At 70.6% G+C, this 26,485-nt stretch carries 26 protein-coding genes and 1 riboswitch; of the genes, 19 read left to right on the forward strand and 7 right to left on the reverse strand.

Annotated features, from left to right (window positions below; translation table 11 throughout):
• Positions 1-55: 55 nt before the first annotated feature.
• Genes V1318_RS06930 through V1318_RS06955 form a run of 6 tightly spaced genes read left to right on the forward strand, consistent with a single transcriptional unit; the run spans position 56 to position 6,646 of the window.
• Entirely contained in the window at positions 56-1,192 is a 1,137-nt protein-coding gene (locus V1318_RS06930; protein ID WP_332939012.1) for a PilN domain-containing protein, read from the forward strand.
• Positions 1,182-1,853: a type II secretion system protein GspM gene (gspM, locus tag V1318_RS06935; RefSeq protein ID WP_332938872.1), complete on the forward strand. Its 672-nt coding sequence runs from the start codon at positions 1,182-1,184 to the stop codon at positions 1,851-1,853. The genes V1318_RS06930 and gspM overlap by 11 nt, the downstream gene beginning before the upstream one ends.
• On the forward strand, positions 1,843-2,664 hold the full coding sequence (locus V1318_RS06940; protein ID WP_332938873.1) for a hypothetical protein: 822 nt from the start codon (positions 1,843-1,845) through the stop codon (positions 2,662-2,664). Before gspM ends, V1318_RS06940 begins: the two co-directional genes overlap by 11 nt.
• 10 nt (positions 2,665-2,674) lie before the next feature.
• On the forward strand, positions 2,675-4,885 hold the full coding sequence (gspD, locus tag V1318_RS06945) for a type II secretion system secretin GspD (protein WP_332938874.1): 2,211 nt from the start codon (positions 2,675-2,677) through the stop codon (positions 4,883-4,885).
• 50 nt (positions 4,886-4,935) lie between these two features.
• On the forward strand, positions 4,936-5,769 hold the full coding sequence (locus V1318_RS06950) for a glycosyltransferase family 2 protein (RefSeq protein WP_332938875.1): 834 nt from the start codon (positions 4,936-4,938) through the stop codon (positions 5,767-5,769).
• Positions 5,753-6,646: a glycosyltransferase family 2 protein gene (locus V1318_RS06955; RefSeq protein ID WP_332938876.1), complete on the forward strand. Its 894-nt coding sequence runs from the start codon at positions 5,753-5,755 to the stop codon at positions 6,644-6,646. The genes V1318_RS06950 and V1318_RS06955 overlap by 17 nt, the downstream gene beginning before the upstream one ends.
• Positions 6,647-7,028: 382 nt before the next feature.
• Here the strand turns inward: V1318_RS06955 and V1318_RS06960 are convergent, their stop codons facing one another.
• The 5 genes from V1318_RS06960 to lpxO all read right to left on the reverse strand — a co-directional run bounded on the left by V1318_RS06960 (position 7,029) and on the right by lpxO (position 12,737).
• On the reverse strand, positions 7,029-7,985 hold the full coding sequence (locus tag V1318_RS06960) for an MBL fold metallo-hydrolase (RefSeq protein ID WP_332938877.1): 957 nt from the start codon (positions 7,983-7,985) through the stop codon (positions 7,029-7,031).
• A gap of 138 nt (positions 7,986-8,123) precedes the next feature.
• The gene (gene pyrF / locus V1318_RS06965) at positions 8,124-8,936 is read right to left on the reverse strand and encodes an orotidine-5'-phosphate decarboxylase (RefSeq protein ID WP_332938879.1); all 813 of its coding nucleotides are present in this window, start codon (positions 8,934-8,936) and stop codon (positions 8,124-8,126) included.
• An 84-nt stretch (positions 8,937-9,020) separates the two neighbouring features.
• The gene (gene map, locus V1318_RS06970) at positions 9,021-9,758 is read right to left on the reverse strand and encodes a type I methionyl aminopeptidase (RefSeq protein WP_332938881.1); all 738 of its coding nucleotides are present in this window, start codon (positions 9,756-9,758) and stop codon (positions 9,021-9,023) included.
• 82 nt (positions 9,759-9,840) lie between these two features.
• On the reverse strand, positions 9,841-11,502 hold the full coding sequence (ettA, locus tag V1318_RS06975; RefSeq protein WP_332938882.1) for an energy-dependent translational throttle protein EttA: 1,662 nt from the start codon (positions 11,500-11,502) through the stop codon (positions 9,841-9,843).
• Between the two features lie 332 nt (positions 11,503-11,834).
• Positions 11,835-12,737: a lipid A hydroxylase LpxO gene (lpxO, locus tag V1318_RS06980; protein WP_332938884.1), complete on the reverse strand. Its 903-nt coding sequence runs from the start codon at positions 12,735-12,737 to the stop codon at positions 11,835-11,837.
• Between the two features lie 209 nt (positions 12,738-12,946).
• Here lpxO and glyA point away from each other — a divergent pair, with 209 nt between their 5' ends.
• The 13 genes from glyA to thiL all read left to right on the forward strand — a co-directional run bounded on the left by glyA (position 12,947) and on the right by thiL (position 24,365).
• Entirely contained in the window at positions 12,947-14,200 is a 1,254-nt protein-coding gene (glyA, locus tag V1318_RS06985) for a serine hydroxymethyltransferase (RefSeq protein ID WP_332938885.1), read from the forward strand.
• On the forward strand, positions 14,193-14,852 hold the full coding sequence (locus V1318_RS06990; RefSeq protein ID WP_332938887.1) for an energy transducer TonB: 660 nt from the start codon (positions 14,193-14,195) through the stop codon (positions 14,850-14,852). Before glyA ends, V1318_RS06990 begins: the two co-directional genes overlap by 8 nt.
• Positions 14,849-15,469: a TonB family protein gene (locus tag V1318_RS06995; protein WP_332938888.1), complete on the forward strand. Its 621-nt coding sequence runs from the start codon at positions 14,849-14,851 to the stop codon at positions 15,467-15,469. Before V1318_RS06990 ends, V1318_RS06995 begins: the two co-directional genes overlap by 4 nt.
• 56 nt (positions 15,470-15,525) lie before the next feature.
• The gene (gene nrdR / locus V1318_RS07000; RefSeq protein WP_332938889.1) at positions 15,526-16,044 is read left to right on the forward strand and encodes a transcriptional regulator NrdR; all 519 of its coding nucleotides are present in this window, start codon (positions 15,526-15,528) and stop codon (positions 16,042-16,044) included.
• Positions 16,045-16,088: 44 nt separating this feature from the next.
• Positions 16,089-17,288, forward strand: a complete 1,200-nt coding sequence (locus V1318_RS07005) for a hypothetical protein (protein WP_332938891.1) — start codon at positions 16,089-16,091, stop codon at positions 17,286-17,288.
• Between the two features lie 136 nt (positions 17,289-17,424).
• A complete protein-coding gene (locus V1318_RS07010; protein WP_332938892.1) occupies positions 17,425-18,174 on the forward strand; it encodes a hypothetical protein in 750 nt (249 codons plus the stop codon).
• Positions 18,171-19,271, forward strand: a complete 1,101-nt coding sequence (gene ribD, locus V1318_RS07015; RefSeq protein ID WP_332938893.1) for a bifunctional diaminohydroxyphosphoribosylaminopyrimidine deaminase/5-amino-6-(5-phosphoribosylamino)uracil reductase RibD — start codon at positions 18,171-18,173, stop codon at positions 19,269-19,271. Before V1318_RS07010 ends, ribD begins: the two co-directional genes overlap by 4 nt.
• Before the next feature lie 10 nt (positions 19,272-19,281).
• A complete protein-coding gene (locus V1318_RS07020; RefSeq protein WP_332938895.1) occupies positions 19,282-20,043 on the forward strand; it encodes a class I SAM-dependent methyltransferase in 762 nt (253 codons plus the stop codon).
• A gap of 239 nt (positions 20,044-20,282) precedes the next feature.
• Positions 20,283-20,440: riboswitch (FMN riboswitch) on the forward strand.
• Between the two features lie 131 nt (positions 20,441-20,571).
• Entirely contained in the window at positions 20,572-21,180 is a 609-nt protein-coding gene (locus tag V1318_RS07025) for a riboflavin synthase (protein WP_332938896.1), read from the forward strand.
• A complete protein-coding gene (gene ribB, locus V1318_RS07030) occupies positions 21,177-22,307 on the forward strand; it encodes a 3,4-dihydroxy-2-butanone-4-phosphate synthase (RefSeq protein ID WP_332938897.1) in 1,131 nt (376 codons plus the stop codon). The genes V1318_RS07025 and ribB overlap by 4 nt, the downstream gene beginning before the upstream one ends.
• Positions 22,308-22,436: 129 nt before the next feature.
• Positions 22,437-22,934: a 6,7-dimethyl-8-ribityllumazine synthase gene (ribH, locus tag V1318_RS07035; RefSeq protein ID WP_332938898.1), complete on the forward strand. Its 498-nt coding sequence runs from the start codon at positions 22,437-22,439 to the stop codon at positions 22,932-22,934.
• Positions 22,931-23,392 (forward strand): transcription antitermination factor NusB, encoded by a 462-nt coding sequence (gene nusB, locus V1318_RS07040; protein ID WP_091632582.1) that lies wholly within the window; start codon positions 22,931-22,933, stop codon positions 23,390-23,392. The genes ribH and nusB overlap by 4 nt, the downstream gene beginning before the upstream one ends.
• A 25-nt stretch (positions 23,393-23,417) precedes the next feature.
• Positions 23,418-24,365, forward strand: coding sequence for a thiamine-phosphate kinase (gene thiL, locus V1318_RS07045; RefSeq protein ID WP_332938901.1), 948 nt, complete (start codon positions 23,418-23,420; stop codon positions 24,363-24,365).
• Positions 24,366-24,568: 203 nt separating this feature from the next.
• Here thiL and V1318_RS07050 read toward each other — a convergent pair whose 3' ends face one another.
• Together V1318_RS07050 and V1318_RS07055 are read right to left on the reverse strand one after the other, a co-directional pair.
• Positions 24,569-25,951 (reverse strand): FAD-linked oxidase C-terminal domain-containing protein, encoded by a 1,383-nt coding sequence (locus V1318_RS07050; RefSeq protein WP_332938903.1) that lies wholly within the window; start codon positions 25,949-25,951, stop codon positions 24,569-24,571.
• Positions 25,948-26,484, reverse strand: a complete 537-nt coding sequence (locus tag V1318_RS07055) for a metal-dependent hydrolase (protein WP_332938905.1) — start codon at positions 26,482-26,484, stop codon at positions 25,948-25,950. The genes V1318_RS07050 and V1318_RS07055 overlap by 4 nt, the downstream gene beginning before the upstream one ends.
• Between the last annotated feature and the right edge of the window lies 1 nt (position 26,485).

Here is a 26,485-nt window from a genome sequence, read left to right on the forward strand (position 1 = left end):
CCGGCCGGGAAGCTGGCAGACGGACAATCCGTTGCGACGCCTGGGCAGCCGTTTGATGCCCGGCGCGGGCGGTTTCCTGTCGTGGTGGGGACGCAACCTCGCCGCCTGGCTGCCGCTGCGCGCGCGCCAGGCCCTGGGCATGGACCGCGGCCGTCTGCTGCTGCAAGTGCAGGGCGATGCCTTGTCGCTGCGTTTGCAGCGCGGCGCCGAACTGCGCGAACTGGGCGTGCTGCCCGGCCTTGCGGCCTATGCCGATCCCGCCGCCGCCGAGCTGGCCGCGCTGGCCGGGCCGAACGCGGTGGTCGCCCATATCGGCGACCCGCTGGCGCCGCTGCTGCCGTCCGGCCTGGCCGATCTGCCGCGCTGGCTGCTGCTGCCGGCCGCGAGCAGCCTGCGCCGCCGTCTCGCCTTGCCCGCCGCCGCGGCCGAACGCCTGCGCGACGTGGTCGGTTTCGAGATCGACCGGCAAACTCCGTTCACCGCCGACGCGGTCGCGTTCGACGCGCGCGTGCTCGCGCGCCGCGACGCCGACGGCCAGCTCGATGCCGAACTGGTCGCGGTGCCGCGCCAGGCCCTCAACCCGCAACTGGCCGCGATCGGTCCGCTCGCCGACAGCCTGGCCGGCGTCGACGTCGCCGGCGCCGACGGCGTGCCGCTGGCCGTCAACCTGCTGCCGCCCGCGCAGCGCCGCAGGCACAGCGATCCGTTCCGATTCTGGAACCTGGCCCTGGCCGCGGTCGCGCTGGTCGCCATCGCCGCCACCATGTGGCAGCTGCTGGCCAACCGCCGCAGCGCCGGCGACGAGCTGGAGCGGACCATCGCCAGCCACGCCGTCGCCGCGCGCAATGCCGCGGCGCAGCGCCAGGAGCTGATCGCGCTGATCGAAGGCCAGGCCTTCCTCGACCGCACCCGCGCCGAGCGCCCGAGCACGATCGAACTGATCGACGAACTCAGCAAGCGCCTGCCCGACAGCACCTACCTGGAAAAACTCGCGATCGAAGACAACAGCCTGTTGCTGATCGGCCTCAGCCGCGAAGCCTCGTCGCTGATCGCGCGCCTGCAGGGCACGCAGCTGTGGCGCTCGCCGGCGCTGACCGGCGCGGTCCAGCCGGATCCGACCAGCGGCCGCGACCGCTTCACCCTGACCGCCGAGATCGGTCCGCCGCGAGCGGAGGCCGCCCGTGGCCAATGAACTCAAGGTCTGGGGCATCGAACGCGACCGTTGGGTGGCGCTGGGCCTGCTGCTGGCCGCGCTCGCCTTGGCCTATGCGGTGCTGGTGCACCCGTGGTGGACGGTGCCGATGCTGGAAGCCAACGAACGCCTCGACGGCCTGAAGGAGCGCGAGCTGCGCCAACGCATGCAGTTGCAGCAGGCGCCGCAGGTGCAGCAGCGCCTGCAGCAGGTGCGCCAGCAACAGGCCGGGCTGCCGGGCTTCCTGCCCGAGGCGTCGGCCGAACTGGCCAGCGCGGCGCTGGTGCAGCGCCTGGAGAACGTGGTCGCCCAGGCCAGCCCGGGCAACCGCAGCTGCCGCATCGACAACCGCTCGCCGCTGGCCGACAACAGCCGCCGCGACCGCTACGCGCGCGTGGTCGTGCAGGTGCGCCTGCGTTGCGGCACCGGCGAGACCGCGGCCGTGCTGCATTCGCTGGAGACCGGTTCGCCGCGCCTGTTCGTGGGCAACCTCAACCTGCTTTCGGCGCGCGGCTATTTCGTGCCCGGCACCGGCCGGCCTTCGTCCGACGGCGGCGTCGACGTGAGCTTCGATCTCTACGGCTATCTGCGCCCGGGCCCCGCCGCCGCGACGCCTGCGCCCAAGACCGCCACCATGCCGGGGGCCGCCGATGCGCCTTGACGCCGCCAGTCCCCGTACCTGGTTGCTCGCCACGGTGGCCGGCTGGGCCGTGCTGGCCTGGCTGCTGGCCCTGGCCGGCATGGGGCGTCAGACCCGGTTGCTGGACGACGACGGCAGCCTGGTCCAGGCCTTGCCGCAGTCGCGCGCGCCGGCCAAGCCGCGCATCGGTCCGCTGAGCCAATACAACGAGATCGCGGCGCGTCCCCTGCTGATGGACGATCGCCGCCCGCGCGCGTTCTTCGTCCAGGGCAAGGGCGACGAGACCGCGCAGGCCAACACCTTCGACTACGTGCTGACCAGCGTGCTGATCACGCCGGACCTGAAGATGGCGATCCTGCAGCCGGCCGACGGCAGCGAGTCGGTGCGGGTCAAGCTGGGCGAAGTGCCCGAATCGCATCCGGCCTGGCGCCTGAGCGCGCTGGATCCGCGCAAGGCGGTATTCGAGGGCCCCGAGGGCCGGCGCGAGATGGACTTGCGCGTGTACGACGGCCAGGGCGGGCAGCCGCCGACCGCGGTCGCCGTGCCGCCGCCGCAGCCGCCGAATCCGAACGCGCCCGGTACGCGCGCACCGCCTCCGCCGCCGCAACCGCAGCCGGTCGCGCGCAGCGCCACCGCCGTGCCGACACCGCAGTCGACCAATCCGCCCGGACAGATCGCACCCGTTACCAACAGCAATACCGTCATAAGCCCTGCCGGCAGCGAACCGATGACCGAGCAGGCGCAGATGGAAGCCATCCGCAAAAGGATCGAGGCGCGTCGCGCCCAATTGCGGCAACAGCAAGCCCAGCAACCCCCGGCCAAGACGCCGTGAGAGTGAACGCATGAAGCTACGTCACAACCCAACCGCGTCCCGCGCCATCGTCGGTCTCGCCATCGCCAGTTTGTTGGCCGGCTGCGCCAGCGGGCCGGTCCCGAGTGTCAGGCGCGATGCCGATCCTGCGGCCCTGTCCGGCAAGGCCGGTACCGCCGGCACCTCATCCGGCGATGGCGTCTCGTCGCAACCGCTGCAAGATGACAATCGCGGCCCGCGCCCGCAGATCCGGCGCGGCAGCGGCCAGGTCATCAACCGCAGCGCGGCGGCGGAGGCGCCTCCCGGCATCGGCGCCACCAGCGGTTCGGCCACCTTCAATTTCGAAGGCGAGTCGCTGCATGCGGTGGTCAAGGCCATCCTCGGCGACATGCTGGGCCAGAACTATGTGATCGCGCCCGGCGTGCAGGGCACCGTGACCCTATCCACGCCCAAGCCGGTCAGCCCGGCCGCGGCGATGAACCTGCTGGAAATGGTGCTGGGCTGGAACAACGCGCGCCTGGTCTACAGCGGCGGCCGCTACAACGTCGTGCCCGCCGACCAGGCCCTGGCCGGCAACGTCGCGCCCAGCACCAATCCGGCCTCGACCGCGCGCGGCTTCGAAGTGCGCACCGTGCCGCTGCGCTACATCTCGGCCACCGAGATGGAGAAGATCCTCAAGCCCTATGCGCGCCCCAACGCGATCATCAACGTCGACGGCGCGCGCAACGTGATCAGCGTCGGCGGCAGCCGCGCCGAGCTCGAGAACTACCTGCACACCATCGAAATCTTCGACGTGGATTGGCTGTCGGGCATGTCGGTGGGCGTGTTCCCGCTGCAGTCGGGCAAGGCGACCAAGGTCGTGGCCGACCTGGAGAAGGTGTTCGGCGAGCAGAGCAAGTCGCCGGTCGCGGGCATGTTCCGCTTCATGCCGCTGGAAGGCGCCAACGCCGTGCTGGTGATCAGCACTCAGGCCGATTACCTCGACGACATCCAGCAGTGGCTGGAGCGCATCGACGGCGCCGGCGGCGAGATGCAGCTGTTCACCTACGAGCTCAAGTACATCAAGGCCAAGGAGCTCGCCCAGCGCCTGTCTGAAGTGTTCGGCGGCGGCCGCAGCGGCGGCGGCGATTCCGGCGGCGGTTCGCCCTCGCTGATGCCGGGCCTGGATCCGGTCGAGCTGCAGGACGGCGCCAACGGTTCCACCGCCAACATCGGCGGCAAGGACAGCGGCACCGGCGGCACCGGCACCGGTGGCGGCGGCGAGATGTCGCTGGGCTCGCGCCAAAGCGGCAACGGCAGCGTCACCCTGGAAATCGACGGCGCGCGCGTGGGCGTGGCTGCCGTAGAGGAGACCAACTCCTTGCTGGTGCGCAGCAGCCCGGGCGCCTGGCGTTCGATACGAGATGTGATCGACAAGCTCGACGTGATGCCGATGCAGGTGCACATCGAGGCCCAGGTCGCGACCGTGCAGCTCAAGGGCGACCTGTCCTATGGCGTGAACTGGTTCTTCGAAAAAGCGGTCACCGACAACGGCCTGCCCGACGCGGTCGGCCGCACCACCTGGAGCACTCTGGCCGGCAGCATCAAGCCGGTGACCGACGGTACCGGCGGGCTGGGCTGGACCTTCCTCGGCCGCAATGCCGCGGCCGTGATCAGCGCGCTCGACGCCGTCACCGACGTGCAGTTGCTGCAGTCGCCTTCGGTGCTGGTGCGCAACAACGCCGAAGCCACGCTCAACGTCGGCAGCCGCATCCCGATCTCCTCGGTCACGGTCAATCCCGGTTCCAGCAACGACAACACCTACAGCCAGGTCCAGTACCTGGACACCGGCATCATTCTCAAGGTGCGTCCGCGCGTGAGCAAGGACGGCATGGTGTTCCTGGACATCGTCCAGGAGGTCAGCAGCCCGACCGGCAACCCCGACCGCAACGGCAACGTCCGCATCGACACCCGCAAGCTCAAGACCGAAGCCGCGATCCAGAGCGGCGACACGGTGCTGATGGCCGGCCTGATCAGCGATCAGCTCGGTCGCGGCTCCTCGGGCTTTCCGGGGCTGAGCCGGATTCCGGTGATCGGCGGCCTGTTCGGGCGCCAGTCCTCGGTCAACGAGCGCCTGGAAACCATCATCCTGCTGACCCCGACCATCGTCCGTAACCCGCAGGAAGTGCGCAACCTCACCGACGAGTACGGCCGTCGCTTCCGGGCCATGGAGCCGCTGCAGCCCAAGCGCCGCAAGCCCTGAGCCCGGCGCCCGCCTTGACGGATCCGCGCGCGATCGCGGATCGTCTGCGCATGCTCGAGCTGCCCATCGTCGTGGTCCCGGTCGGCGTCGACGACGACGCGCTGGACGCCTGCCTGGCCGCGCTGGACGCGTGCACGCCGCCGGGCACCCGGGTCTGGCTGGCCGACGACGCCCAGGCCGGCCCGCGCGGCTATGCCATCGTCGAGCGCTGGATGGCGCGCACCCCGCTCAAGGCCGATTACACCCGCCGCCAGCGCCCGATCGGCGAGGCCGCGCACCTGGGCGAGGCACTCGCGGTCTGCGGCGACGCCGACGTGGCGGTGCTGGCGCCGGATTCGATCCCCGCGCCGGGCTGGCTCAGCCGGCTCGCGGCCTGCCTGAGCACCGACGGCGCGATCGCCACCGCCACCCCCTGGAGCAACGCCGGCGAGGCCGCGTCCTGGCCGCGCATCGGCGAGATCGAGGCGGTGCCCGCCGACCTGGAACGGCTGTCGCGCGCGGCCGCCGGCATGCCGGCCCTGTACCCCGAGCTGCCGGCCGCGGTCGGTCACGCGGTGTTGCTGCGCGGCAGCGCGCGCAAGCGCGCGGGCGGCCTCGACGGCGCCAGCTACGGCTCCTGGTACGCGGCCCTGACCGATCTGTCGCTGCGCCTGTCCGGCCTGGGCTGGCGCAATGCGCTGTGCGACACCGCCTTCGTCGCCCGCCGCGGCGAGGGCGGCCCCTGCGACGGCGACATGGACCATCTCGCGGTGCGCTGGCCGGACTGGCATGCGCGCCTGGCGGGTTTTTTGATGAGCGATCCGCTACGCGGTTCGCGCGAACGACTGGCGGCGCTGCTCGACGGCGTCGGCCCACCGGATCCGCAACGTGACCTCTTCACCTGATTCCATCCCGCGCGCCGGCGCCGCGACCGACGACGGCATCGCCGCGATCGTGGTCAGCTACCAGAGCGCGGCCACCATCGACGACTGCCTGACGCGACTGCGCGCCGCGCAGGGCGTGAGCGCGATCCGCGTGGTCGACAACCATTCCAGCGACGGCACCCTCGACATCGTCCAGCGCCACGCCGCCGGAGACGCGCGCGTGCGCTTCATCGACAACCCCGACAACCCCGGTTTCGGGGTCGGCTGCAATCAGGGCGTGGACGATCTCGGCGACGCGCCGGCGGGCTGGCTGGCGTTCGTCAATCCCGACTGCCTGCTCGAAGCCGATGCGCTGGCGCGCTTGCGCGCCCTGGCCACGCCGCTGGGCGATGCCTTGCTGGGCGCGGATCTGGTCGACGACGAGGGCGTGCGCGACGGCGCCGCGCGCCGCAACGACCCCGACTTCGCCGGCATGTTGGCCGGCGCGCTGCGGCGCGCGCCCGCCGCAGCGCTCAATCTTGCGCCCGACGACAGCCAGGCCTTGCAGCGCGTGCAGGCGGTGTCCGGCGCGCTGATGCTGATGCCGCGCGCCTTGTTCGCGCGCATCGGCGGCTTCGATCCTGGCTACCGCCTGCATGCCGAGGACCTCGACCTGTGCCGGCGCGCGCGCGAAGCCGGCGCCACGGTCGCGGTCGCCAACGGCGTGCGCGTGCTGCACGTGCGCGGCGTATCCAGCCGCTCGCGGCCGCTGTTCGTGGAGTGGCACAAGCACCGCGGGCTGTGGCGCTACTTCCGCAAGTTCGAGTACGCGCGCCGCGGCGCGTGGACGCGCGCGGGAGTGTTCGCGGCGATCTGGCTGCGGTTCCCGATCGCGGCGCTGCGCGCATGGTTGCGCTGAGTAGCGGTGAAGCAAATCCCCCTCAGTCCCCCTTTTTCAAAGGGGAAGCGAAGCGGCTCGCTTTTGAACTTGCTCCCTCCTTTGAAAAAGGGTGAAGCCGTGCGTTTACGGACCGCAGGTTCGTGCGCGGCTGAACGCCAGCAGGCTATGCCTGCTGGCCGGGCGGGTTGGGGAGGATTTGCTTTTGACGCCAGTCCCGGAAGCGAAGAGCAAATCCCCCTCAATCCCCCTTTTCCAAAGGGGGAAGCGAAGCGGCTCGCCTCGGGCCTTGCTCCCTCCTTTGAAAAAGGGTGAAGCCGTGCGTTTACGAGCCGCAGGTTCGTGCGCGGCTGAACGCCAGCAGGCTATGCCTGCTGGCCGGGCGGGTCGGGGAGGATTTGCGCTAGATCTCCAGCAGATCGCGCCCCACGATCAGCTCGCCGCCGAAATGCGGCGCCACCGCCTCGCGCCACACCGCGTCGGTCAGCGACGGATCGCCGCCCGGCACGAAGTGGTTCAACACCAGGGTCTTCACCCCGGCCTCGCTGGCCAGGCGCCCGACCTGCTCGGTGGTGGTATGGCTGTCGAGCAGGTGCTGACGCAGCCGCGCCGCCTGCGCTTCGCTGGCGATCAGGCGCTCCAGCGCCGGCAGGTACATGACCTCGTGCACCAGCACGTCGGCGCCGCGCGCCAGTTCGACCAGGGCCGCGCTGGGACGGGTATCGCCGGAGAACACGATGGAACGGTCCGGGCCGTCGAAACGGTAGGCGAACGCAGGCGCGACCGGGGGATGCTCGACCAGCGCCGCGGTGACCTTGACCCGTTCGTCGCGCATCACCACGCCGCCGCGGCGCAGCTCGTGCGCGCGGATCATCGGCGCCAACGGCGGCCGGCCCTCGTCCGCGATGCGGGTGCGGATGTCGCTGTCGTTGAGCTGGAGGAACTGCCGGGTCATGCGCTTGAGCGGCGGAGGGCCCCAGGTGTCGACCGGATGGCGCAGATCCGCGGCCCAGGCCAGCCACAGCAGGTTGCCGTAGTCGGCGTTGTGATCGGAATGGTGATGGGTGATGAAGACGTCGCGGATCGCGCCCAGCGACAGCCCGGCCAACGCCATCTGCCGCGCGACGCCGTTGCCGCAGTCGACCACGTAGACCGCATCGTCGATCACCACCGCGCTGGCGGGCGCGGCGCGCAAGGCTTTCGGCGTAGGTCCGCCGGCGCTGCCGAGCAGGATCAGGCGCGTGCGTTTGCGGGCGACGGACGCGGTCAGCGCGGGAGCGGCGGGCCAGGCGCCCGCGGCCAGCGCGAACGGAGCGGCGGCGAGCAGGCGACGACGGGTGGCGTTGGCGGGGCGGTCCATGGAGGCAAGCCTAGCGCGAACGCGACGGGTCGTTTGTGGGGAGCGAGTAACGAGTAGCTAGGAACTAGTAATTAGGAACCAGTAGGCGGTGACGGTCGCCCGCGACTCGTTGCTCGTTCCTGATCGCTCGTTACCGCTTCACCGGTAAGCATTGATCTCGTCGCGCAGCGACTTCGCCGCCTGCGCCGCGGCCTGTGCGTAGTCGGCGCCGCCGGAGGCGTACAGGATCGCGCGCGAGGAGCTGACCATCAGGCCGGTGCCGTCGGCGGTCTTGGCGTTCTTGACCACCGCCTCGACGTCGCCGCCCTGGGCGCCGACGCCGGGCACCAGGAAGGGCACCTCGCCGACGATCGCGCGCACTTCGCGCAGCTGTTCCGGCCAGGTCGCGCCGACCACCAGCGCGCAGTTGCCGTGCGCGTTCCACTCGTGCGCGACCTTGTGGGCGACGTGCTGGTACAGCGGGCGGCCGTCGACCACGAGGTCCTGCAGATCGCCGGCGCCCGGATTGGAGGTGCGGCACAGCACGACCACGCCGCGATCGGCGCGGTCGAGGAAGGGCTGCACCGAATCCCGGCCGAGGTAGGGATTGGCGGTGACCGCGTCGGCGTGGTAACGGTCGAAGGCTTCGCTGGCGTAGTGCTGGGCGGTGCTGCCGATGTCGCCGCGCTTGCTGTCCAGGATCACCGGCACGCCCGGGTGGGCGGCGTGGAGGTGGGCGATCAGGCGCGCCAGCGCGTCCTCGGCGCCGAGCGCGGCGAAGTGCGCGATCTGCGGCTTGAACGCGCAGGCGTACTGCGCGGTGGCGTCGGCGATGTCGCGGCAGAACCCGAACACCGCGTCGGGATCGGCGGCGAAGCGCGCCGGAAACTTGGCCGGCTCCGGATCGAGGCCGACGCAGACCAGCGAGTCGGCCTGTTGCCAGCGTAGACGCAGTGCCTGCATGAAACTCATGACGCGGTTCCTTGTGATGTTGGCGGAGGACCGGCAGCGATGATCGGCGGGCTAGAGGAAGTCCAGTAGCCAGAATCCCTGCTTTCAGGTAACGATGATCGGCTCGCCCGACGTCACCACCACGGTATGTTCGAACTGGGCTGCGTAACCGCGCCGGCAGCGCATCGCCCAGCCGTCGTCGCTTTCGTCGGTCTGGGTGCAGTGGGTGGCCAGGAACGGCTCGACCGTAATCACCATGCCATCGTGCAGGCGGCGCGTGTCGCTTGGGTCGTAATAACCCGGGATCGTGCCCGGGTCTTCGTGCAGGGCCCGGCCGACGCCATGGCTGGCGAGATTGCGGATCACCCGGAAGCCGCGCTTGGCGGCCACCACCTCGATGGTGCGGCCTATGCTATTGAGCGGCCGGCCGGCGCGCAGCTGTGCGATGGCGGTGTCGCGGGCTTCCAGTGTGGCGTCGAGCAGTTTGCGTTGCGCCGCACTCGCCGTGCCAACCACGAAGCTGCCGCCGGTATCGGCGAAGTAGCCATCGAGCTCGGCCGAGACGTCGATGTTCACCAGATCGCCATCGCTCAGCACGCTGTCGTCGGGGATGCCGTGCGCGGCTACGGCGTTGATGCTGATGCAGGTAGCGGCGGGGAAGTCGTAGGTCAGCGCAGGCGCGGAACGCGCCCCGGCTTCGCGCAGCATGCGCGCGCCGATCGCATCCAGGTCGCGCGCGACGACACCGGCGACCGCCGCTTCACGCATCGTCGCCAGGATCGAAGACACCAGTGCGCCGGCGCGGCGCAGTCCTTCCAGTTCGTAGGCGTGTCTGATGGTCATGCGCGGTTTCCTAGGACGTGGCCTGGCCAGGGTAGTGCGGGCCGATAAAGCGACGGGACCGTTACCGGTCCCGTCGCGGGCTTCACTTAAGCGCCTTGAAGCGCAGGCGGTGCGGCTTGGCGCCTTCCTCGCCCATGCGGCGCTTCTTGTCTTCCTCGTACTCGCGGTAGTTGCCCTGGAAGAACTCGACGTGCGAGTCGCCTTCGAAGGCCAGGATGTGCGTGGCGATGCGGTCCAGGAACCAGCGGTCGTGCGAGATCACGAAGGTGTTGCCCGGGAATTCGAGCAGGGCGTCTTCGAGCGCGCGCAGGGTTTCGATGTCCAGGTCGTTGGACGGTTCGTCGAGCAGCAGCACGTTGCCGCCCTGCAGCAGGGTCTTGGCCATGTGCAGGCGGCCGCGTTCGCCGCCCGACAGCGAGCCGACCATCTTCTGCTGGTCCTGGCCCTTGAAGTTGAAGCGGCCGATGTAGGCGCGCGACTGGATCTCGATGCCGTTGATGTTGAGGATGTCGAGGCCGCCGGAGACTTCCTGGAACACGTTGTGGTTGCCGGTCAGCGCTTCGCGGCTCTGGTCGACGTAGGCCAGCTTGACGGTCGGGCCGGTCTCGATGGTGCCCGAGTCCGGCAGCTCCTTGCCGATGATCATCTTGAACAGGGTCGACTTGCCGGCGCCGTTGGGGCCGATGATGCCGACGATCGCGCCCGGCGGCACGCTGAAGCTCAGGTCCTCGATCAGCAGGCGGTCGCCGAACTTCTTGTTGACGTTCTTGAACTCGATGACCTTGTTGCCCAGGCGCTCGCCCGGAGGAATGAAGATTTCGTTGGTTTCCTGGCGCTTCTGGTAATCGACCGACTGCAGTTCCTCGATGCGCGCCAGGCGCGCCTTGCCCTTGCTGCGGCCGCCCTTGGCGTTGCTACGGGCCCACTCGAGTTCCTTCTGGATCGCCTTCTGGCGCGACTTTTCCTGGTTCTCTTCCTGCTTCAGGCGCTCGTCCTTCTGCACCAGCCAGTCGGTGTAGTTGCCCTTCCACGGGATGCCGCGGCCGCGGTCGAGTTCGAGGATCCACTCGGCGGCGTTGTCGAGGAAGTAGCGATCGTGGGTGACGGCCACCACGGTGCCGGTGTAGCGGGCGAGGAACTGCTCCAGCCATTCGACCGATTCGGCGTCGAGGTGGTTGGTGGGTTCGTCGAGCAGCAGCATGTCGGGCTTCTGCAGCAGCAGCTGGCACAGCGCGACGCGGCGCTTCTCGCCGCCGGACAGGTTGCCGACCACGGCGTCCCACGGCGGCAGGCGCAGCGCGTCGGCGGCGACTTCGAGCTGGTTCTCCAGGGTGTGCGCGTCGCCGGCGGCCAGGATCGACTCCAGGCGCTGCTGTTCGGCGGCGAGCTTGTCGAAGTCCGCGCCTTCCTCGGCGTAGGCGGCGTAGACCGCGTCCAGCGCGGCCTGGGCGTTGATGATCTCGCCCAGGCCGACTTCCACCGCCTGACGCACGGTATGGGCCGGATCCAGCTGCGGCTCCTGGGCCAGGTAGCCGACCTTGATGCCGTTGGCCGGGCGCGCTTCGCCGGTGAAGTCCTGGTCGACGCCGGCCATGATCTTCAGCACCGTCGACTTGCCGGCGCCGTTCAGGCCGAGCAGGCCGATCTTGGCGCCCGGGAAGAACGACAGCGAGATGTCCTTGATGATCTGGCGCTTCGGCGGCACGGTCTTGCTGACGCCGTTCATGGTGTAGATGTATTGCATGCGGACTCCGAAGCATGGGCGCGCCGAGCCGGGCCGGGGATGGCCGGAGGGGCGAGGCGGGAAGCGGTAATTATCCCGCAGGCGCGGGCGGGGTTCCAGCGCGGGGCGGGGCGACGTTCATCCGGTTTGGCCAGGGGCGGGCGCGAACCGCCTGCTGCCGGAGCGGCGCGAGCCGCGGATTCGCCCCTTCGAGCGTCGGCGAGGACCGCCTCCTGAGGCGGCGAGTGTCGTGGGAAAGCGGCGAACTCGGCAGGCCCGGGTTGCCGGGCCTGCCCGGGCGCCGATCGCGGCTCACGCCGCTCCCACGAGGGGAGCCTGCGGGATTGCCCGGCTTACAGCCAGATCACGAAGCCGATCGCGGCCAGCACCAGGGCGTACTTGAGGGCGTAGTACAGGGTCTTGTTGCGCTCGCGCAGGCCCTTGGCCTTCAGGCGCAGGGCGTAGAAGTACTTGAACAGCCGGTTGATGCCGCCGGTCTTGTCGCCTTCCATGTTCGGCGAGGCGCCCGCGGCGATGAAGTTCTTGGCCACGAAGCGGTTGAGGCCGCGCGCCCAGGCGAAGCGCATCGGCCGCTCGATGTCGCAGAACAGGATGATGCGGTTGGCCTGCGAGCCGTTCTGGGCCCAGTGGATGTAGGTCTCGTCGAACATGGTCCATTCGCCGTCGCGCCAGCTGTAGCGCTGGCCGTCGACGTCGATGAAGCAGGCATCGTCGTTGGGGGTGTCCAGGCCCAGGTGCAGGCGCAGCGAGCCGGCGAACGGGTCGCGGTGCGGGCGCAGCTCGCCGCCCGGGGGCAGCTCGGCGAACATCGCGGCCTTGACGGCCGGGATCTGGCGCAGCAGCTCGGTGGTGCGCGGGCACAGCTCGGCGGCCGAGGGATGGGCCTCGTCGTACCACTTCAGGTAGAAGCGCTTCCAGCCGCGCCGGAAGAAGGAGTTGAAGCCGACGTCGTTGTAGCCGTCGGCGGCCTTGATGTGCTGCAGCTCGCGCAGGTGCAGCGCTTCCTCGCGGATCTCGCGCCAGCGCGCGCGCAGGGGCTCAAGCTCGGGGAAGTGCCGGTCGGGCTCGATGAAGGGCTTGGTCGGCACCCGCGAACAGGCGTACATCAGCACGTTGATCGGGGCCATGAAGGTGGAATGGTCCAGCAACTGCCGTCCCAGACGGTGGCGTACCTTGCCGCGCAGGTGCACGTACACGGCGCTGGCCAGGAACAGGAAGACGAAGACCCATTTCACGGTCGGGACATCCAGCAAAGCGGTGGGGTGGGGTGGGGGAGCGGTTTTCGGGCGCTCCGGGGCCTGCGGGCCCATCATGGCGGTTGGCCGCCATACGCCCCTAGGCTAACATTTCGGCTCTTGCGTCAAGCCTGCCCGAAGGTTAACGCCGGCTCAGGCCCGCCCCGACGCCCCTCTCCCCGTCCGTTTCTCCCCCTCCGAGGCCGCGAATGTTCCCCAGCCAGACCCGTATTGCCGGATTCGACGACGAGCTTGCCCAGGCCATCGCCGCCGAAGCGCGCCGCCAGGAAGACCACGTCGAACTGATCGCTTCGGAGAACTACGCCAGCCCGCGCGTCCTGGAGGCCCAGGGCAGCGTGCTGACCAACAAGTACGCCGAGGGTTACCCGGGCAAGCGTTATTACGGCGGCTGCGAATACGTCGACGTCGCCGAGCAGCTGGCGATCGACCGGGTCAAGCAGCTGTTCGGCGCCGACTACGCCAACGTCCAGCCGCATTCGGGCTCGCAGGCCAACCAGGCGGTGTACTTCGCCCTGCTCAACCCCGGCGACACCATCCTGGGCATGAGCCTGGCCCATGGCGGCCACCTCACCCACGGCGCCAAGGTCAACGCCAGCGGCAAGCTGTTCAACGCCGTCCAGTACGGCGTCGACGATCAGGGCCTGATCGATTACGACGAAGTCGAGCGCCTGGCCCTGGAGCACAAGCCCAAGATGGTCGTGGCCGGCTTCTCGGCTTATTCGCAGGTGGTCGACTGGGCGCGCTTCCGCGCCATCGCCGACAAGATCGGCGCCTACCTGTTCGTGGACATGGCCCACGTCGCCGGCCTGATCGCCGCCGGCGTCTACCCCAGCCCGGTGCCGCACGCGCACGTGGTCACCTCCACCACCCACAAGACCCTGCGCGGCCCGCGCGGCGGCATCATCGTCGCCAAGGACGCCTCCGAGGACCTGGTCAAGAAGCTGCAGAGCATCGTCTTCCCGGGCATCCAGGGCGGTCCGCTGATGCACGTGATCGCGGCCAAGGCCGTCGCGTTCAAGGAAGCGCTGGAGCCGGAGTTCAAGGACTACCAGGCGCAGGTCGTGAAGAACGCCCAGGCGATGGCCAAGACCATCATCGCGCGCGGCTACAAGATCGTCTCCGGCGGCACCCAGAACCACCTGATGCTGGTCGACATGATCGGCAAGGGCATCACCGGCAAGGCCGCCGAGGAAGCGCTGGGCAAGGCCCACATCACGGTCAACAAGAACGCGGTGCCGAACGATCCGCAAAAGCCGTTCGTGACCTCGGGCCTGCGCATCGGCACCCCGGCCGTCACCACCCGCGGCTACAAGGAAGCCGACTGCGTGGCCCTGGCCGAGTGGATCTGCGACGTGCTCGACCACCCCGCCGACGAAAAGGTCATCGCCGGCGTGCGCGAGAACGTGACCAAGCAGTGCGCCCAGTTCCCGGTGTATGGCTAAGGCCGGTCTCCGGCTGGCGCTGGTCGGCTGGCTTGCATGCCTGAGCGTGCAAGCGGCCGAGGCGCCGCCGGCCGGGAAAGAGCAGCCGCCGGCGATCGAGTACAGGACGCTGACGCCGGCCGAAGCCGCCCAGGCGACGATCGTCGAGATGAACGCGCCCGCGCCGCCGCCGCCGCCGGTCTTCCGCGAAAACATCGGCATGACCGAGACCTACTACATCCCGATGTGCGAGACGCCCGCGGGGGCCGGGCCGTATCGGACGAACTGGCGCGAGATCTCGGACTTCCACGCGCGCAACCGCGTGCCGTGGCGGTCGGAGGCGGATCGCGGCAAGGCGCAGGCCGCCTACACGCAGGACGGCAGCCGCGCGCCGGAACCCAACAACCACCCCGAGGTGGTCTACCCAGCCGCCGCCGGCGACAAGGTCGGCGAGGTGGTGGTCAAGGTCATCATCGATGCCAAGGGCCGCACCCGCGACGCCATGGTGATCTGCAGCAACGACCCGCTGTTCCATGCGCCCGCGCTGGCGTTCGCCAGGAAGGTGACCTACGCGCCGGCGCTGCTCGATGGCCGCCCGGTCGCGGACTACGGCAACGTGAGCATGCGTTTTTACCCGGACGGGCCGCAGTACGGGTTTCGGCGGCACAAATGATCGACTCCGATGCCTTCGAAGCTCAGGCGACCGTCGGGCGGTTGAGCCGGAATCGCCGCACGCGGGCTGCGCTCGGTCTGGGCTTGCTGCTGGCTGCGGCCGGCGCCCAGGCTGGCCAGGATGCGGCGCCGACGCGTCCGCCCATCGTGCGCCAGGTGCTCGAGCCCGTGCCGCCGGACCGACTGCCGACGCCGGTGCCGCCCGCGCCGCCCGGATCGTCGGTCCCCAAATACGCCATCGCCTTCAGCGACGACGGCGATTTCTACCTGTGCGGATACGGCAGCGCGGTCCATTACGCATCCGAGTACCTGGCCTTCGAGGCCGAGCACCGCCCGCGGAGCGTCGACGAGCGCGAGGGCTATTCCCCAGCGCGCGAGTCGGACATCCCGCAGCCGGAGCTGCCGCCCGCGCATCTGCGGCCCGGTTACGTGATGCTGCGCGTCGCGGTGGCGCCGGACGGCAAAGTCCGCGACGCCCTGGTCGCCTGCAGCAGCGACGTCTACTTCAACGATGCGGCCCTGGCCGCAGTAAGATCGGCGACGTTCGTTCCCGCCAGCTCCCGCGGCGTCCCCGTCGCCAGCGTGGAGTCGGTCGAATACTGGTACCCGCGGTTCTGAGCGCATGAACACCGCGAAGGCCGACCTCCCGCTGCTGTCCAGCCAAGGCTAATCCTTTGCATTGCCCCTTCTGCCAGCATCAGGACACCCGCGTGATCGATTCGCGCGTGTCCGACGACGGCGCCACCATCCGCCGCCGCCGCGTCTGCGAGGCCTGCGGAGAGCGCTTCAGCACGCTCGAGACGATCGAGCTGAAATTGCCGATGATCATCAAGGGCGACGGCCGCCGCGAAGCCTTCGACGCGCGCAAGCTGCGCGTGGGTTTCGACCGCGCCCTGCAGAAGCGGCCGGTGTCGGAGGAGCAGATCGAAGCGGCGGTGCGCGCGGTGGTGCACCAGTTGCGCATGACCGCCGAACGCGAACTGCCTTCGCGCCGGGTCGGCGAGTTCGTGATGGCCGAGCTGCGCAAGCTCGACCACGTCGGCTACGTGCGCTTCGCCTCGGTCTACCGCTCCTTCGAGGACGTGGCCGATTTCCGCGAGGAGCTCGACCGCCTGGAACGCGACATCCCGGGCGACGCGCAGTTGCCTTTGCTGGGCGAGGACGAGCCGCGTCCGGACAAGAAGAAGCGTTGAGCCCGAGCGCGAGCCCCCCGTTACGCGCCGAAAGGAATTCGCGCATGTTGAATGCATTGAGATTCTCGCTGCTCGCCCTGAGCCTGCTCGCCGGCGGGGCCCAGGCCGCCGATCCGATCGAGGATCGGCAGCGTGCGGCCCTGGCCGGCCGCTACGTTCTGGAAGACGCGCCCGACGCGGCCTCGGAGCTGCTGCTCAAGCCCGACGGACGTTTCGAATGGAGCCTCAGCTACGGCTTGATGGTCGAATCCGCCAGCGGCCAATGGAACGTGGGTGCGGACCGCATCGTGCTGACCGCGCAGGCGCCGGTGCGCGACAAGCCCGCGTTCTCGCTCGACCAGTCCCTGCCGTGGCGTGCGGACGCGCAGAAGCGACTCGACGAATTCGCGGAGGAACGGCGCGAGGCGCTGATCGAGCAGGCCTGCGGTTTCGTGAAGACCTATCGGCTCGGGCTCGGGCTGGGCGAACTGGCCGCCATCGCGGACGTAAGCGCTGCGGGCGATCCCGCGGGGCGCGGCGAGGCCGAGGCCGCCCTGGCACCGGCGCTGGCGGCGCTCGAACAGGCGCGGCTGGCGTTGGAAACGGCGGGGGGCGCGGCGATCGAGGCGCAGGCCAGACAGCCCGAGCGCCGGCCGCCGCCGGTCATGTCGGCGTCCGAGGCCGCCGCCGCCGCCGCGGACGCGGCCGCGAATGAATCCGCCCTGCAAGGGCAAGCGCAAGCCGATGCCGTGCCCGTCGCCGAGATGGAAGCGGCGGAGCGGGCGACGCAGGCCTACCTGCAGCGGCTGCAAGCGGTCTGGCGCCTGCATGCGATGGCCGGCCGCCGCGCGCCCGAGCTGCGTCCCGCGGTGTTCGACTCGGGGCGTTGCCTGCCGCCGTCCGAGGCGGACGAGCCAGGCGGCGGTTACGCGATCATCGTCGGCGACCCGCAGCGCGGCCAACGCGCGCAGGGAATCGGCGTGGGCTTCGTGTATTCCGATGGGCGCACGGAGCGCACCGAGACCGGCCCCAGCGGTTGGGCGCTGGCGGTGCAACGCCCAGGAGCGCGCCTGCGGCAGGTGATCCTGCAGGCTCCCGATGTCGAGGCCGAGACCCTGGCGCTGGACGAAAGCCGGGGCCGCATTTTCGCGATCCGACTGGACAGCGCGGCGGCGATGCCGGTGCCGTTCGACCAGATCATCCTGAGCCAGGTAGACGGCGATCTGATCGCGCCACGGGTCCCCGGCCGCTATGTGCGGCATTGACGGTTTGCAGGAGCACGCAATGCACGATGAACTCCCCGGGCGGTGCCCGCCAACGGAAACGAGGACGCCTGTCGACGCGGCGACCGGACCAGGTCCCGCGCGAATCGGGTTTCATGCGCGCGCGCTCGCCCTGATCGTGTACGCAACGTTGCCGGCGACTTCCGTCGTCGCGGCCTGCCTGCCCGCCGACGCCAGCCTGGCGGCGCGCTACGCCTCGGTGGCGGACGCGCCGGTGAGTCTGAGCCTGAGCCAGGACGGCCGCTTCCGCGTGTACGACCTGCCGGCGTCGGCGCCGGCGCCGGAGGTGACGGGCTGCTGGCGGCGCGAGGGCGACCGTGTGGTGTTCGCGCCGGGCGCGGACCAGGACGGAGAGGGCATCGAGCGCGTGATGCCCGAGCCCCTGACCCAGGCCGATCTGGCGGCGGTGCGCGGCGACGGCATCGAGACGCTCGCGCAGGCGGTGGACGCGGGCTTGCTGCCGGCCGCGCGTGCGTGGGCGCATCAGGCGCGCCAGGCCGGCGAGCCGGTGCGGGTGAAGGTGTTCGAGTCCAAGCTCGGCCTCGCGGTGGGCGAGGTCAAGCTGGTGCTGCGGCTGGCCGGCGGCCAGCAGATCGAGGCGAGTCCCGGCTCGGGCGACGGCGAATTCGAAGCCGCGTCCTTGCCCGCCGGCGCCGCCGTGACCGCCATCGGTCTGCGTTTTCCGCGCGAACCCGAGCGCATGCGCTGGCTGACGACGACCGATCCGACCAAGCTGCTGTACCTGATCGATGTCGACGCGCTGGCCGTGGGCGTGTTGCCGGGCGGCCCCTTGACCCTCATCGTGCAAGCCGACGGCAGCCTGCGTTCGGACACGCCCGACCGCATCCATTTCAAACGCGAACCATGACCGCTACTTTCACCGCCACCGATCACGTCCACATGGCCCGCGCGCTGCGTCTGGCCGAGAAGGGCGCCTACACCACCAAGCCCAATCCCATGGTCGGCTGCGTGATCGCGCACGGCGACGAGGCGGTGGGCGAGGGCTGGCACCAGCGCGCGGGCGAGCCGCATGCCGAAGTGCATGCGCTGCACGCGGCCGGCGCGCGCGCGCGCGGCGCCACCGCTTACGTCACCCTCGAACCTTGCGCCCACACCGGCCGTACCGGTCCGTGCAGCGAAGCGCTGATCGCGGCCGGCGTCGCGCGGGTGGTCGCGGCGATGCGCGATCCCTTCCCGCAGGTCGACGGCGCCGGTTTCGCCAAGCTGCAGGCGGCCGGCATCGAGGTCGCCAGCGGTCTGATGGAAGCGCAGGCGCGCGCGCTCAATCGCGGCTATTTGTCGCGGATCGAACGCGGCCGGCCGTGGTTGCGGGTCAAGCTGGCGACCAGCATCGACGGCCGCAGCGCGCTGGCCAGCGGCGAATCCAAATGGATCAGCGGCGAGGCCTCGCGCCTGGACGTGCAGCGCTGGCGCGCGCGCGCGGGCGCGATCGTCACCGGCGCCGGCACCGTGCTGGCCGACGATCCCTCGCTGACCGTGCGCCTGGGCGACGACACCGCCTTCGTGGCGCCGCTGCGGGTAGTGCTGGATCCGGGCCTGGCCACGGTCGCGCGCGGCCGCGTGCGCGAGGGCGACGCGCCGACCCTGTACCTGCACGCGCCCGACGCCAAGCCGCCACGCGAGCTCAGCGCTCAGCACGCCGCGGTGGCCGTGCGCGAGGGCCGTTTCGATCTGGACGCGGTGCTGCGCCTGCTCGCCGAGCGCGGCGTCAACGAGGTCCAGCTCGAAGCCGGCGCCACCCTGGCCGGCGCCTTCCTGGCCGCCGGCCTGGTCGACGAAGTGCTGTTGTACATGGCGCCGGTGCTGCTGGGACAGAACGCGCGGCCCTTGTTCGACGGCCTGGCGATCGAGGCGATGACCGAGAAGCTGCGTTTGACCATCGTCGAGTCGCGCCGCATCGGCGACGACGAGCGCCTGCTGCTGCGTCCGGACGCCATCCGCTGAGGCCCCGCGCATGAGCGATACCGGCTTCAAGGACCATTTCTCCGCCGTCGCCGGCGCCTACGCGGCGGCGCGACCCGAATATCCGGACGCTTTGTTCGAGGCGCTGCGCGCGGTGGTGCCGGCCACCGCGCGGGTATGGGAACCGGGTTGCGGCAGCGGCCAGGCCACCCGCGGCCTGGCCGCGCGCTTCGCCTTTGTGCATGCCAGCGACCCCAGCGCGCAGCAGATCGCCCAGCATTGGGCCCAGGCCGGCGCCGGGCGTGTCGAACTGGCGGTCGAGCCCGGCGAGCGCACTGCGCTGGCCGACGCCAGCGTGCAGTTGGTCGCGGTCGCCCAGGCCCTGCATTGGTTCGACCGCGAGGTCTTCTTCCGCGAATGCGCGCGCGCGCTCGCGCCGGGCGGCGTGCTCGCGGCCTGGGGCTACGGCGATTTCCTGGCACCGGAAGGCATGCTGGAGCCGGTGGCCGCGTTCCGCGCCCAGATCGAGGACCACTGGCCGCCGGAGCGGGCCCAGGTCGACGCCGCCTACGCCGGCTACGCCTGGCCGTTTCCGGCCCTGCCGGCGCCGGCGCTGTGGCTGGAGGCCGAGTGGTCGCTGCCGCGTTTCCTGGGCTATCTGGGCAGCATGTCGGCGACCGCGCGCTGCCGCGCCGCCACCGGCGAGGACCCGGTCGCGCGCCACGCGCCGGCCCTGGCCGCGGCCTGGGGCGAGTCGGAGGACCTGCGCCTGGTGCAGTGGCCGCTGTTTTTGCATTTGCGGCGGAAGCCCTGACGCGGGTTCGGAGGCTTTCTTTAGGGGCTGCCTTGCTGTTCTCGAAGCCAATCCGCCTCAACCCCCTTTTTCGAAGGGGGAAGACCAGCCCCGAAAAACCGTTCTTGCTGTTCGCCCCTTTGGAAAAGGGGGCAGGGGGGATTTGCTTTCAAGCCCCGCCAAACCCGGAACACTCCGTCCGACCGGCCGTCTCCACCCCCGGTGCTAGAATGCGCGGGCCGGTTTCCGGCACCACAACGTAACGTCTTCAGGGCGGGGTGAGATTCCCCACCGGCGGTAGGCGCAGGGTCGAACAGCCCCGCGCGAGCCCGCGAGCGCCTCCGGCCACGCCGGAGGGTCAGCAGATCCGGTCGGATGCCGGAGCCGACGGTCACAGTCCGGATGAAAGAAGACGGCTTTCGCATGGCGCGCGTCGCCGTGCGCTTGCCTCGTGCCTTGAGGCGTTTTTCGCTCACCATCATGCGGGAAACGTTTCATGTCCAAGTTCCACCCTCGCCACCGCGCGCTCGCCCTCCGGGAGACGCGCTGATGTTCACCGGCATCATCGAAGGCGTCGGCACGCTCGCCGGCCGCCAGAACCTGGGCGGCGACGTGCGCCTGCGCGTCGCCACCGGCAGCCTCGACTTCGCCGAACCCAAGCTGGGCGAGAGCATCGCGGTCAACGGCGTGTGCCTGACCGCGATCGCGTTCGGCGCCGACTGGTTCGAAGCCGACGCCTCCACCGAAACCCTGGCCCTGACCACCCTGGGCGGCCTGCGCGACCGCGCCATGCTCAACCTGGAGCGCGCCATGCGCCCCAGCGATCGTCTCGGCGGGCATCTGGTCAGCGGCCATGTCGACGGCGTCGGCCGCGTGCTGGAGGTGCGCGAGGACGCGCGCGCGCAGCGCTGGCGCTTCGCCGCGCCGGCCGCGCTCACCCGCTACATCGCCAAGAAGGGCTCGATCTGCGTCGACGGCGTCAGCCTCACCGTCAACGAAACCGACGCGCAGGGCTTCGAAGTCGCGCTGATCCCGCACACCGTCGCCCACACCGCCTTCGCCCAGACCGCGGTCGGCGATGCGGTGAATCTGGAAATCGACCTGGTCGCCCGTTACGTCGAGCGCCTGCTGGGCCAGGCACAGGAGACCGGCGCATGAGCTTCGCCAGCATTCCCGAACTGTTGGAAGAGATCCGCAACGGCCGCATGGTGGTGATCGTCGACGACGAGGACCGCGAGAACGAAGGCGATCTGATCATGGCCGCCGAACTGGTGCGGCCTTCGGACATCAACTTCATGGTCACCCACGCGCGCGGCCTGGTCTGCCTGTCGCTGATGCGCGAGCGCTGCCTGCAATTGGGGCTGGGGCCGATGGTGCGCGACAACACTTCTTCGCACCACACCAACTTCACCGTCAGCATCGAGGCCGCCGAAGGCGTCACCACCGGCATTTCGGCCTACGACCGCGCCCACACCGTGCGCACCGCGGTGCGTCCGGACGCCAAGCCGGCCGACCTGGCCCAGCCCGGCCACATCTTCCCGCTGATGTCGCAGCCCGGCGGCGTGCTCAACCGCGCCGGCCACACCGAGGCGGCCAGCGATCTGGCCATGCTGGCCGGCCTGGAGCCGGCCGGCGTGCTGGTCGAGATCCTCAACCCCGACGGCAGCATGGCGCGGCGCCCGCAGCTGGAGGCGTTCGCGGCCGAGCACGGGCTCAAGATCGGTTCGATCGAGGAGCTGATCCGTTATCGCTTGGCCACCGAACACACGGTGGAACGCGTCGACGAGCGCGAGATCGAGACCGAATACGGCCCGTTCCGCCTGATCAGCTACCGCGACCGCCTCAGCCATGCGCTGCATTTCGCGATGCTGCGCGGCCAGCCCGATCCGAAGCGGCCGACCCTGGTGCGCGTGCACGTGCAGAACCCGCTCGCCGACGCGCTGCATTGGCGGCGCGCGGACTTCGGCCCGGCGGTCGGCGACGTGCTGGCCGCGATCGCGCGCGAGGAGCGCGGCGCGCTGGTGCTGCTGGGCGACGCTTCCGGCGCCGACGCCCTGCTGGCGCGGGTGCGCGAGCAGCCGGCGGCGCACGAGGCCGAGCCGGTCGCGGCGACCAGCCAGGGCCATACGCTGGCCGAATGGCGCCGCAACGGCGCCGGCGGCCAGATCCTGGCCGATCTCGGCCTGTCCCGCCTGCGCGTGCTCGGCACGCCGCGGCGCCAGGTCGGCCTGGCCGGTTTCGGCCTGGAAGTCGTCGAATACGTCGATCCGGCCACGCTGGGCTGAGCCTCGAAGGCCCGCGCATGCGCCGTTCGCGGTCGCATGCGCGCGCTGCGGCCGCCATGGCCAGGCCGATTCGTCGGCACTGGCCGCCCCAGCCGCTAAACTACCCCTTTCGTCCAGACGGTCCCCCCCATGTCCCATTACGAAGGCGATCTGCGCAGCCCCGAAGGCGCGCGCTATGCCGTCATCGCCAGCCGCTGGAACCCGCGCATCACCGATACGCTGGTCGCCGGCGCGCGCCGCACCTTCGCCGAACACGGCGTCGCCGAGGACGCGATCGACGTGATCCGCGTGCCCGGCGCCTGGGAACTGCCGGTGGTCGCCGCACGCCTGGCCCGCGCCGGCGCGCATGCCGCGGTGGTCGCGCTGGGCTGCGTGGTGCGCGGCGACACCCGCCACTACGAGCAGGTCGCCGACGGTTGTTCCGAGGGCCTGATGCGGGTTTCGCTGGATTACGGCCTGCCGATCGCCAACGGCGTGCTGGCGGTGGAACGTCATGAGGATGCCGAGGCCCGCGCCGGCGGCAGCCACGGCAACAAGGGCGAGGAATGCGCATTGGCCGCATTGGAGATGGCGCACCTGCTGGTGCAGGCGCCGTTCAAGCAAGCATCACAGGAGCAGACGCGATGAACCGCCGCCGCCACGATGGCATCGACCCGGTCGCCCGTTCGCGCGCCCGCCGCCGCGCGCTGCAGGCCGTCTACGCCTGGCAGCTGTCCGGCGCGCGCGTCGAGGACGTGATCGCGCAGTTCGCCCACGAGCAGGCCCACGAGGTCGCCGACCTGATGTACTTCGAAGACCTGGTGCGCGGCGTCGACAAGTATCAGGAAGAGCTGGACGTCGCCCTGGCGCCTTTCCTGGACCGCGACATCGAGCAGGTCGATCCGATCGAGCGCGCGGTGCTGCGCATCGCCGCCTACGAACTGCGCCGCCGCCCGGACGTGCCGTATCGCGTGGTCCTCAACGAGGCCATCGAAACGGTGAAGCGTTTCGGCGCCGAGCACGGGCACACCTACGTCAACGGCGTGCTCGACCACGCCGCCGCGGACTGGCGCCCGGTGGAAACGCAGGCGCCGCGCGCCAAGTAAGGCGCGCCCGCCGCGAGCCGCCGCGATGGCCGAATTCGACCTGATCGCGCGCATCCGCCAACGCGTCGCCACGCGCGACGACGTCGTGCTCGGCATCGGCGACGATGCCGCCGTGCTGCGCGCGCCGGCCGGCCGCGAGCTGGTGGTGGCGATGGACACGCTCAACGCGGGCGTGCATTTCCCCGCCGAAACCGCGCCGGCCGATATCGGCTGGAAGGCGCTGGCAGTGAATCTGTCCGACCTGGCCGCGATGGCCGCCGAGCCGGCCTGGTGCACCTTGTCCTTGTCATTGCCGCAGGCGGACCAGGCTTGGCTGGACGCGTTCCTGGACGGTTTTCTCGGTCTGGCCGCCTTGCACGGCGTCGCCCTGGTCGGCGGCGATACCACCCGCGGCCCGTTGTCGGTGTGCGTGACCGTGCACGGGCTGGTCGAGCCGGGCCGCGCGCTGCGCCGCGACGGCGCGCAGGTCGGCGATACGGTCTGGGTCAGCGGGACGCTGGGCGATGCCGCCGGTGCCTTGGCGCAGTGGCGCGAGGGGGCGGCGATGGACGGGTTCCTGCGCGAGCGTTTGAATCGGCCGACGCCGCGTCTGGCTTTGCTGCCGGCCTTGCGTCTTGCGCATGCGGGCATCGATGTGTCGGACGGCTTGCTGGCCGATCTGGGCCACGTCTGCGCGGCCAGCGGCGCTGGCGCGCTGGTCGAGGTCGATGCGCTGCCGGCCTCCGATGCCTTGCGCGCGAACTTCGACGCCGAAACCCGGCGCCGATTGCAGGCGGCCGGCGGCGACGATTACGAGCTGTGCTTCACCGCGCCCGATGCCGCGCGCGAAGCGATCCTGCGTGAAGCGGCCGATGCCGGCGTGGCCGTGACCGCGATCGGACGCGTGGTCGAAGGCGAGGGCGTACGCGCTGGTCGGGCCGACGGTTCGCCATGGCAGTCCACGCGCGACGGCTACGACCACTTCCGCACGTAGGGTGCGGTGAGCGCAGCGAACCGCACCGCGCGTCGCTCCATGCGGCCGCGATGATGCGGTTCGCTACGCTCACCACATCCTACGAACGCGGTGTTTCCATAGAAGGCGACGATTCGCGCCGCTGCCTGCGGTAGCGATGATGCGGTATGCCGTCGAGTGCAAGCTGGGGTGTGGTGAGCGCAGCGACCGCACCGCGCGCACCTTCAATCCGGTAGCAATTTGCCCGGGTTGAGGATCCCGTCCGGATCGAACACCGTCTTCAGCTGCCGCATCAACGCCAATGTCGGCGCATCGATCGCCTGCGGCATGAACTCGCGCTTGGCCAGGCCGATGCCGTGCTCGCCCGAGAGCGTGCCGCCCAGGGCCAGGGCCAGTCCGAACACCCGCGCCATCGCCGCGTTCGCGCGTTCGCTTTGCGAGGCGTCGGCCGGGTCGTAGAGCAGATTGACGTGCAGATTGCCGTTGCCGGCATGGCCGAAACAAACGATGGGCAGGGCGAACTCGCGCGCCAGCGCCTGCACGCCGTCGACCAGTTCCGGTATGCGCGACACCGGCACCACCACGTCTTCGTTGATCTTGCCCGGCGCCAGCGTGCGCAGCGCCGGCGACAGCGCCTTGCGCGCGGCCCACAGTTTTTCGCGCGCGGCCTCGTCGGCCGCATCGTCCAGCGCCAGCAGGCCTTCGCCGGCGGCCGCGCGTTTCAAGGCTTCGATCGCCTGCGGCAGCGTGTCCGCGTCGCCGTCGGCCTCGACCATCAGCAGGGCGCCGGCCTCGTGCGGCAGGTCCGCGCCGCCGACGTCGCGCGCCAAACGCAGGGCGTCGCCGTCCATGAATTCCAGCATCGACGGCGTGACCGGCTGCGCCATCAATCGCGCCACCGCCTGCGCCGCGGACGAGACGTCGCGGTAGATCGCGCGCAGGGCGCGCCGCTGCGGCGCCGAAGGCGTGAGCCGCAGGCTCGCTTCGACGATCAGGGCCAGGGTGCCTTCGCTGCCGACCAGCAAACGGTGCAGGTCGTAGCCGGTCGAGCCCTTGGTGGTCGCGGTGCCGCAGACGATAAGCTCGCCCGCGCCGGTGACCGCGGTGATCGCCAGCACGTTGTCGCGGCTGGCGCCGTACTTGACCGCGCGCGGGCCGCCGGCGTTGCAGGCCAGGTTGCCGCCGACGGTGCTGAATGCCGCGCTGGTGGGATCCGGTGGCCAGAACAGGCCGTGCGGCTTGAGCGCGGTCTGCAGCTCGCCGTTGAGCACACCGGGCTCGACCACCGCGCAGCGATCGCCGGGGCGGATGGCGAGGATGCGGTTCATGCGTTCGAACGAAACCACCACGCCCGCCGCGACCGGCACCGAGGCGCCGGTGGTGTTGGTGCCGCGCCCGCGCGCGACCACCGGCACGCGGTGCGCGCGGCAGGCGCGCACCAGCGCCTGCACCTGCTCGCGCGTGCGCGGCAGCGCGACCGCATCGGGCAGCGCTTCGCGGCGCGAGTTGTCGTAGGCGTAGGCCAGGCGTTCGCCGGGATCGGTGAGCCAGCCGTCGCCGAGCAGTTCGGCCAGCGTGCGCGCGAGCTCGGCCGGCAGCGCGCTCATGCCGGCGCGGCCTGGCGCCGACGCGCGATCAATGCCAGCGGCGCGGCCAGCAACAGGCTCGGCAGCCACACCCATTGCAGTTCCGACCACAGCACGTGCAGGCCGCGCAGGCTGAAGAAGCCGGCGCCGATCGGCGAGACCTCGATCGGCCGCCACGGCGCGAAGATGCGCGCGTCCGACCACGGCCACCACAGGGCGACGCCGAGCCCGCCGTCGGTGAGCGCGTCCAACAAGGGATGCGAAGCCACGCACAGCGCCAGCCACAGCGCGGCCCACAGCGGCGGCGCGCGCAGCCAGCGGCTGGCGAGCGCGCCCAGCGCGCCGATCGCGGTGGCGAAGGCGAAGGAGTGGCTGGCGCCGCGATGGCCGAAGTCGTCGGCATAGGCGATGCCGAGCTTGAACGCGGCCACGTCGGCGTCGGGCAGCATGGCCGCGATCGCGCCGGCCACCAGCAGCCGGCGGTCGACCCGGCGCGGGCCCAGGGCCCAGCCCAAGGCCAGCGGTACCACGGCGTGACTGATGATGGTCGGCATG

The organism is Lysobacter sp. CCNWLW3 (assembly GCF_036697405.1).
Taxonomy (GTDB): Bacteria; Pseudomonadota; Gammaproteobacteria; order Xanthomonadales; family Xanthomonadaceae; genus Lysobacter.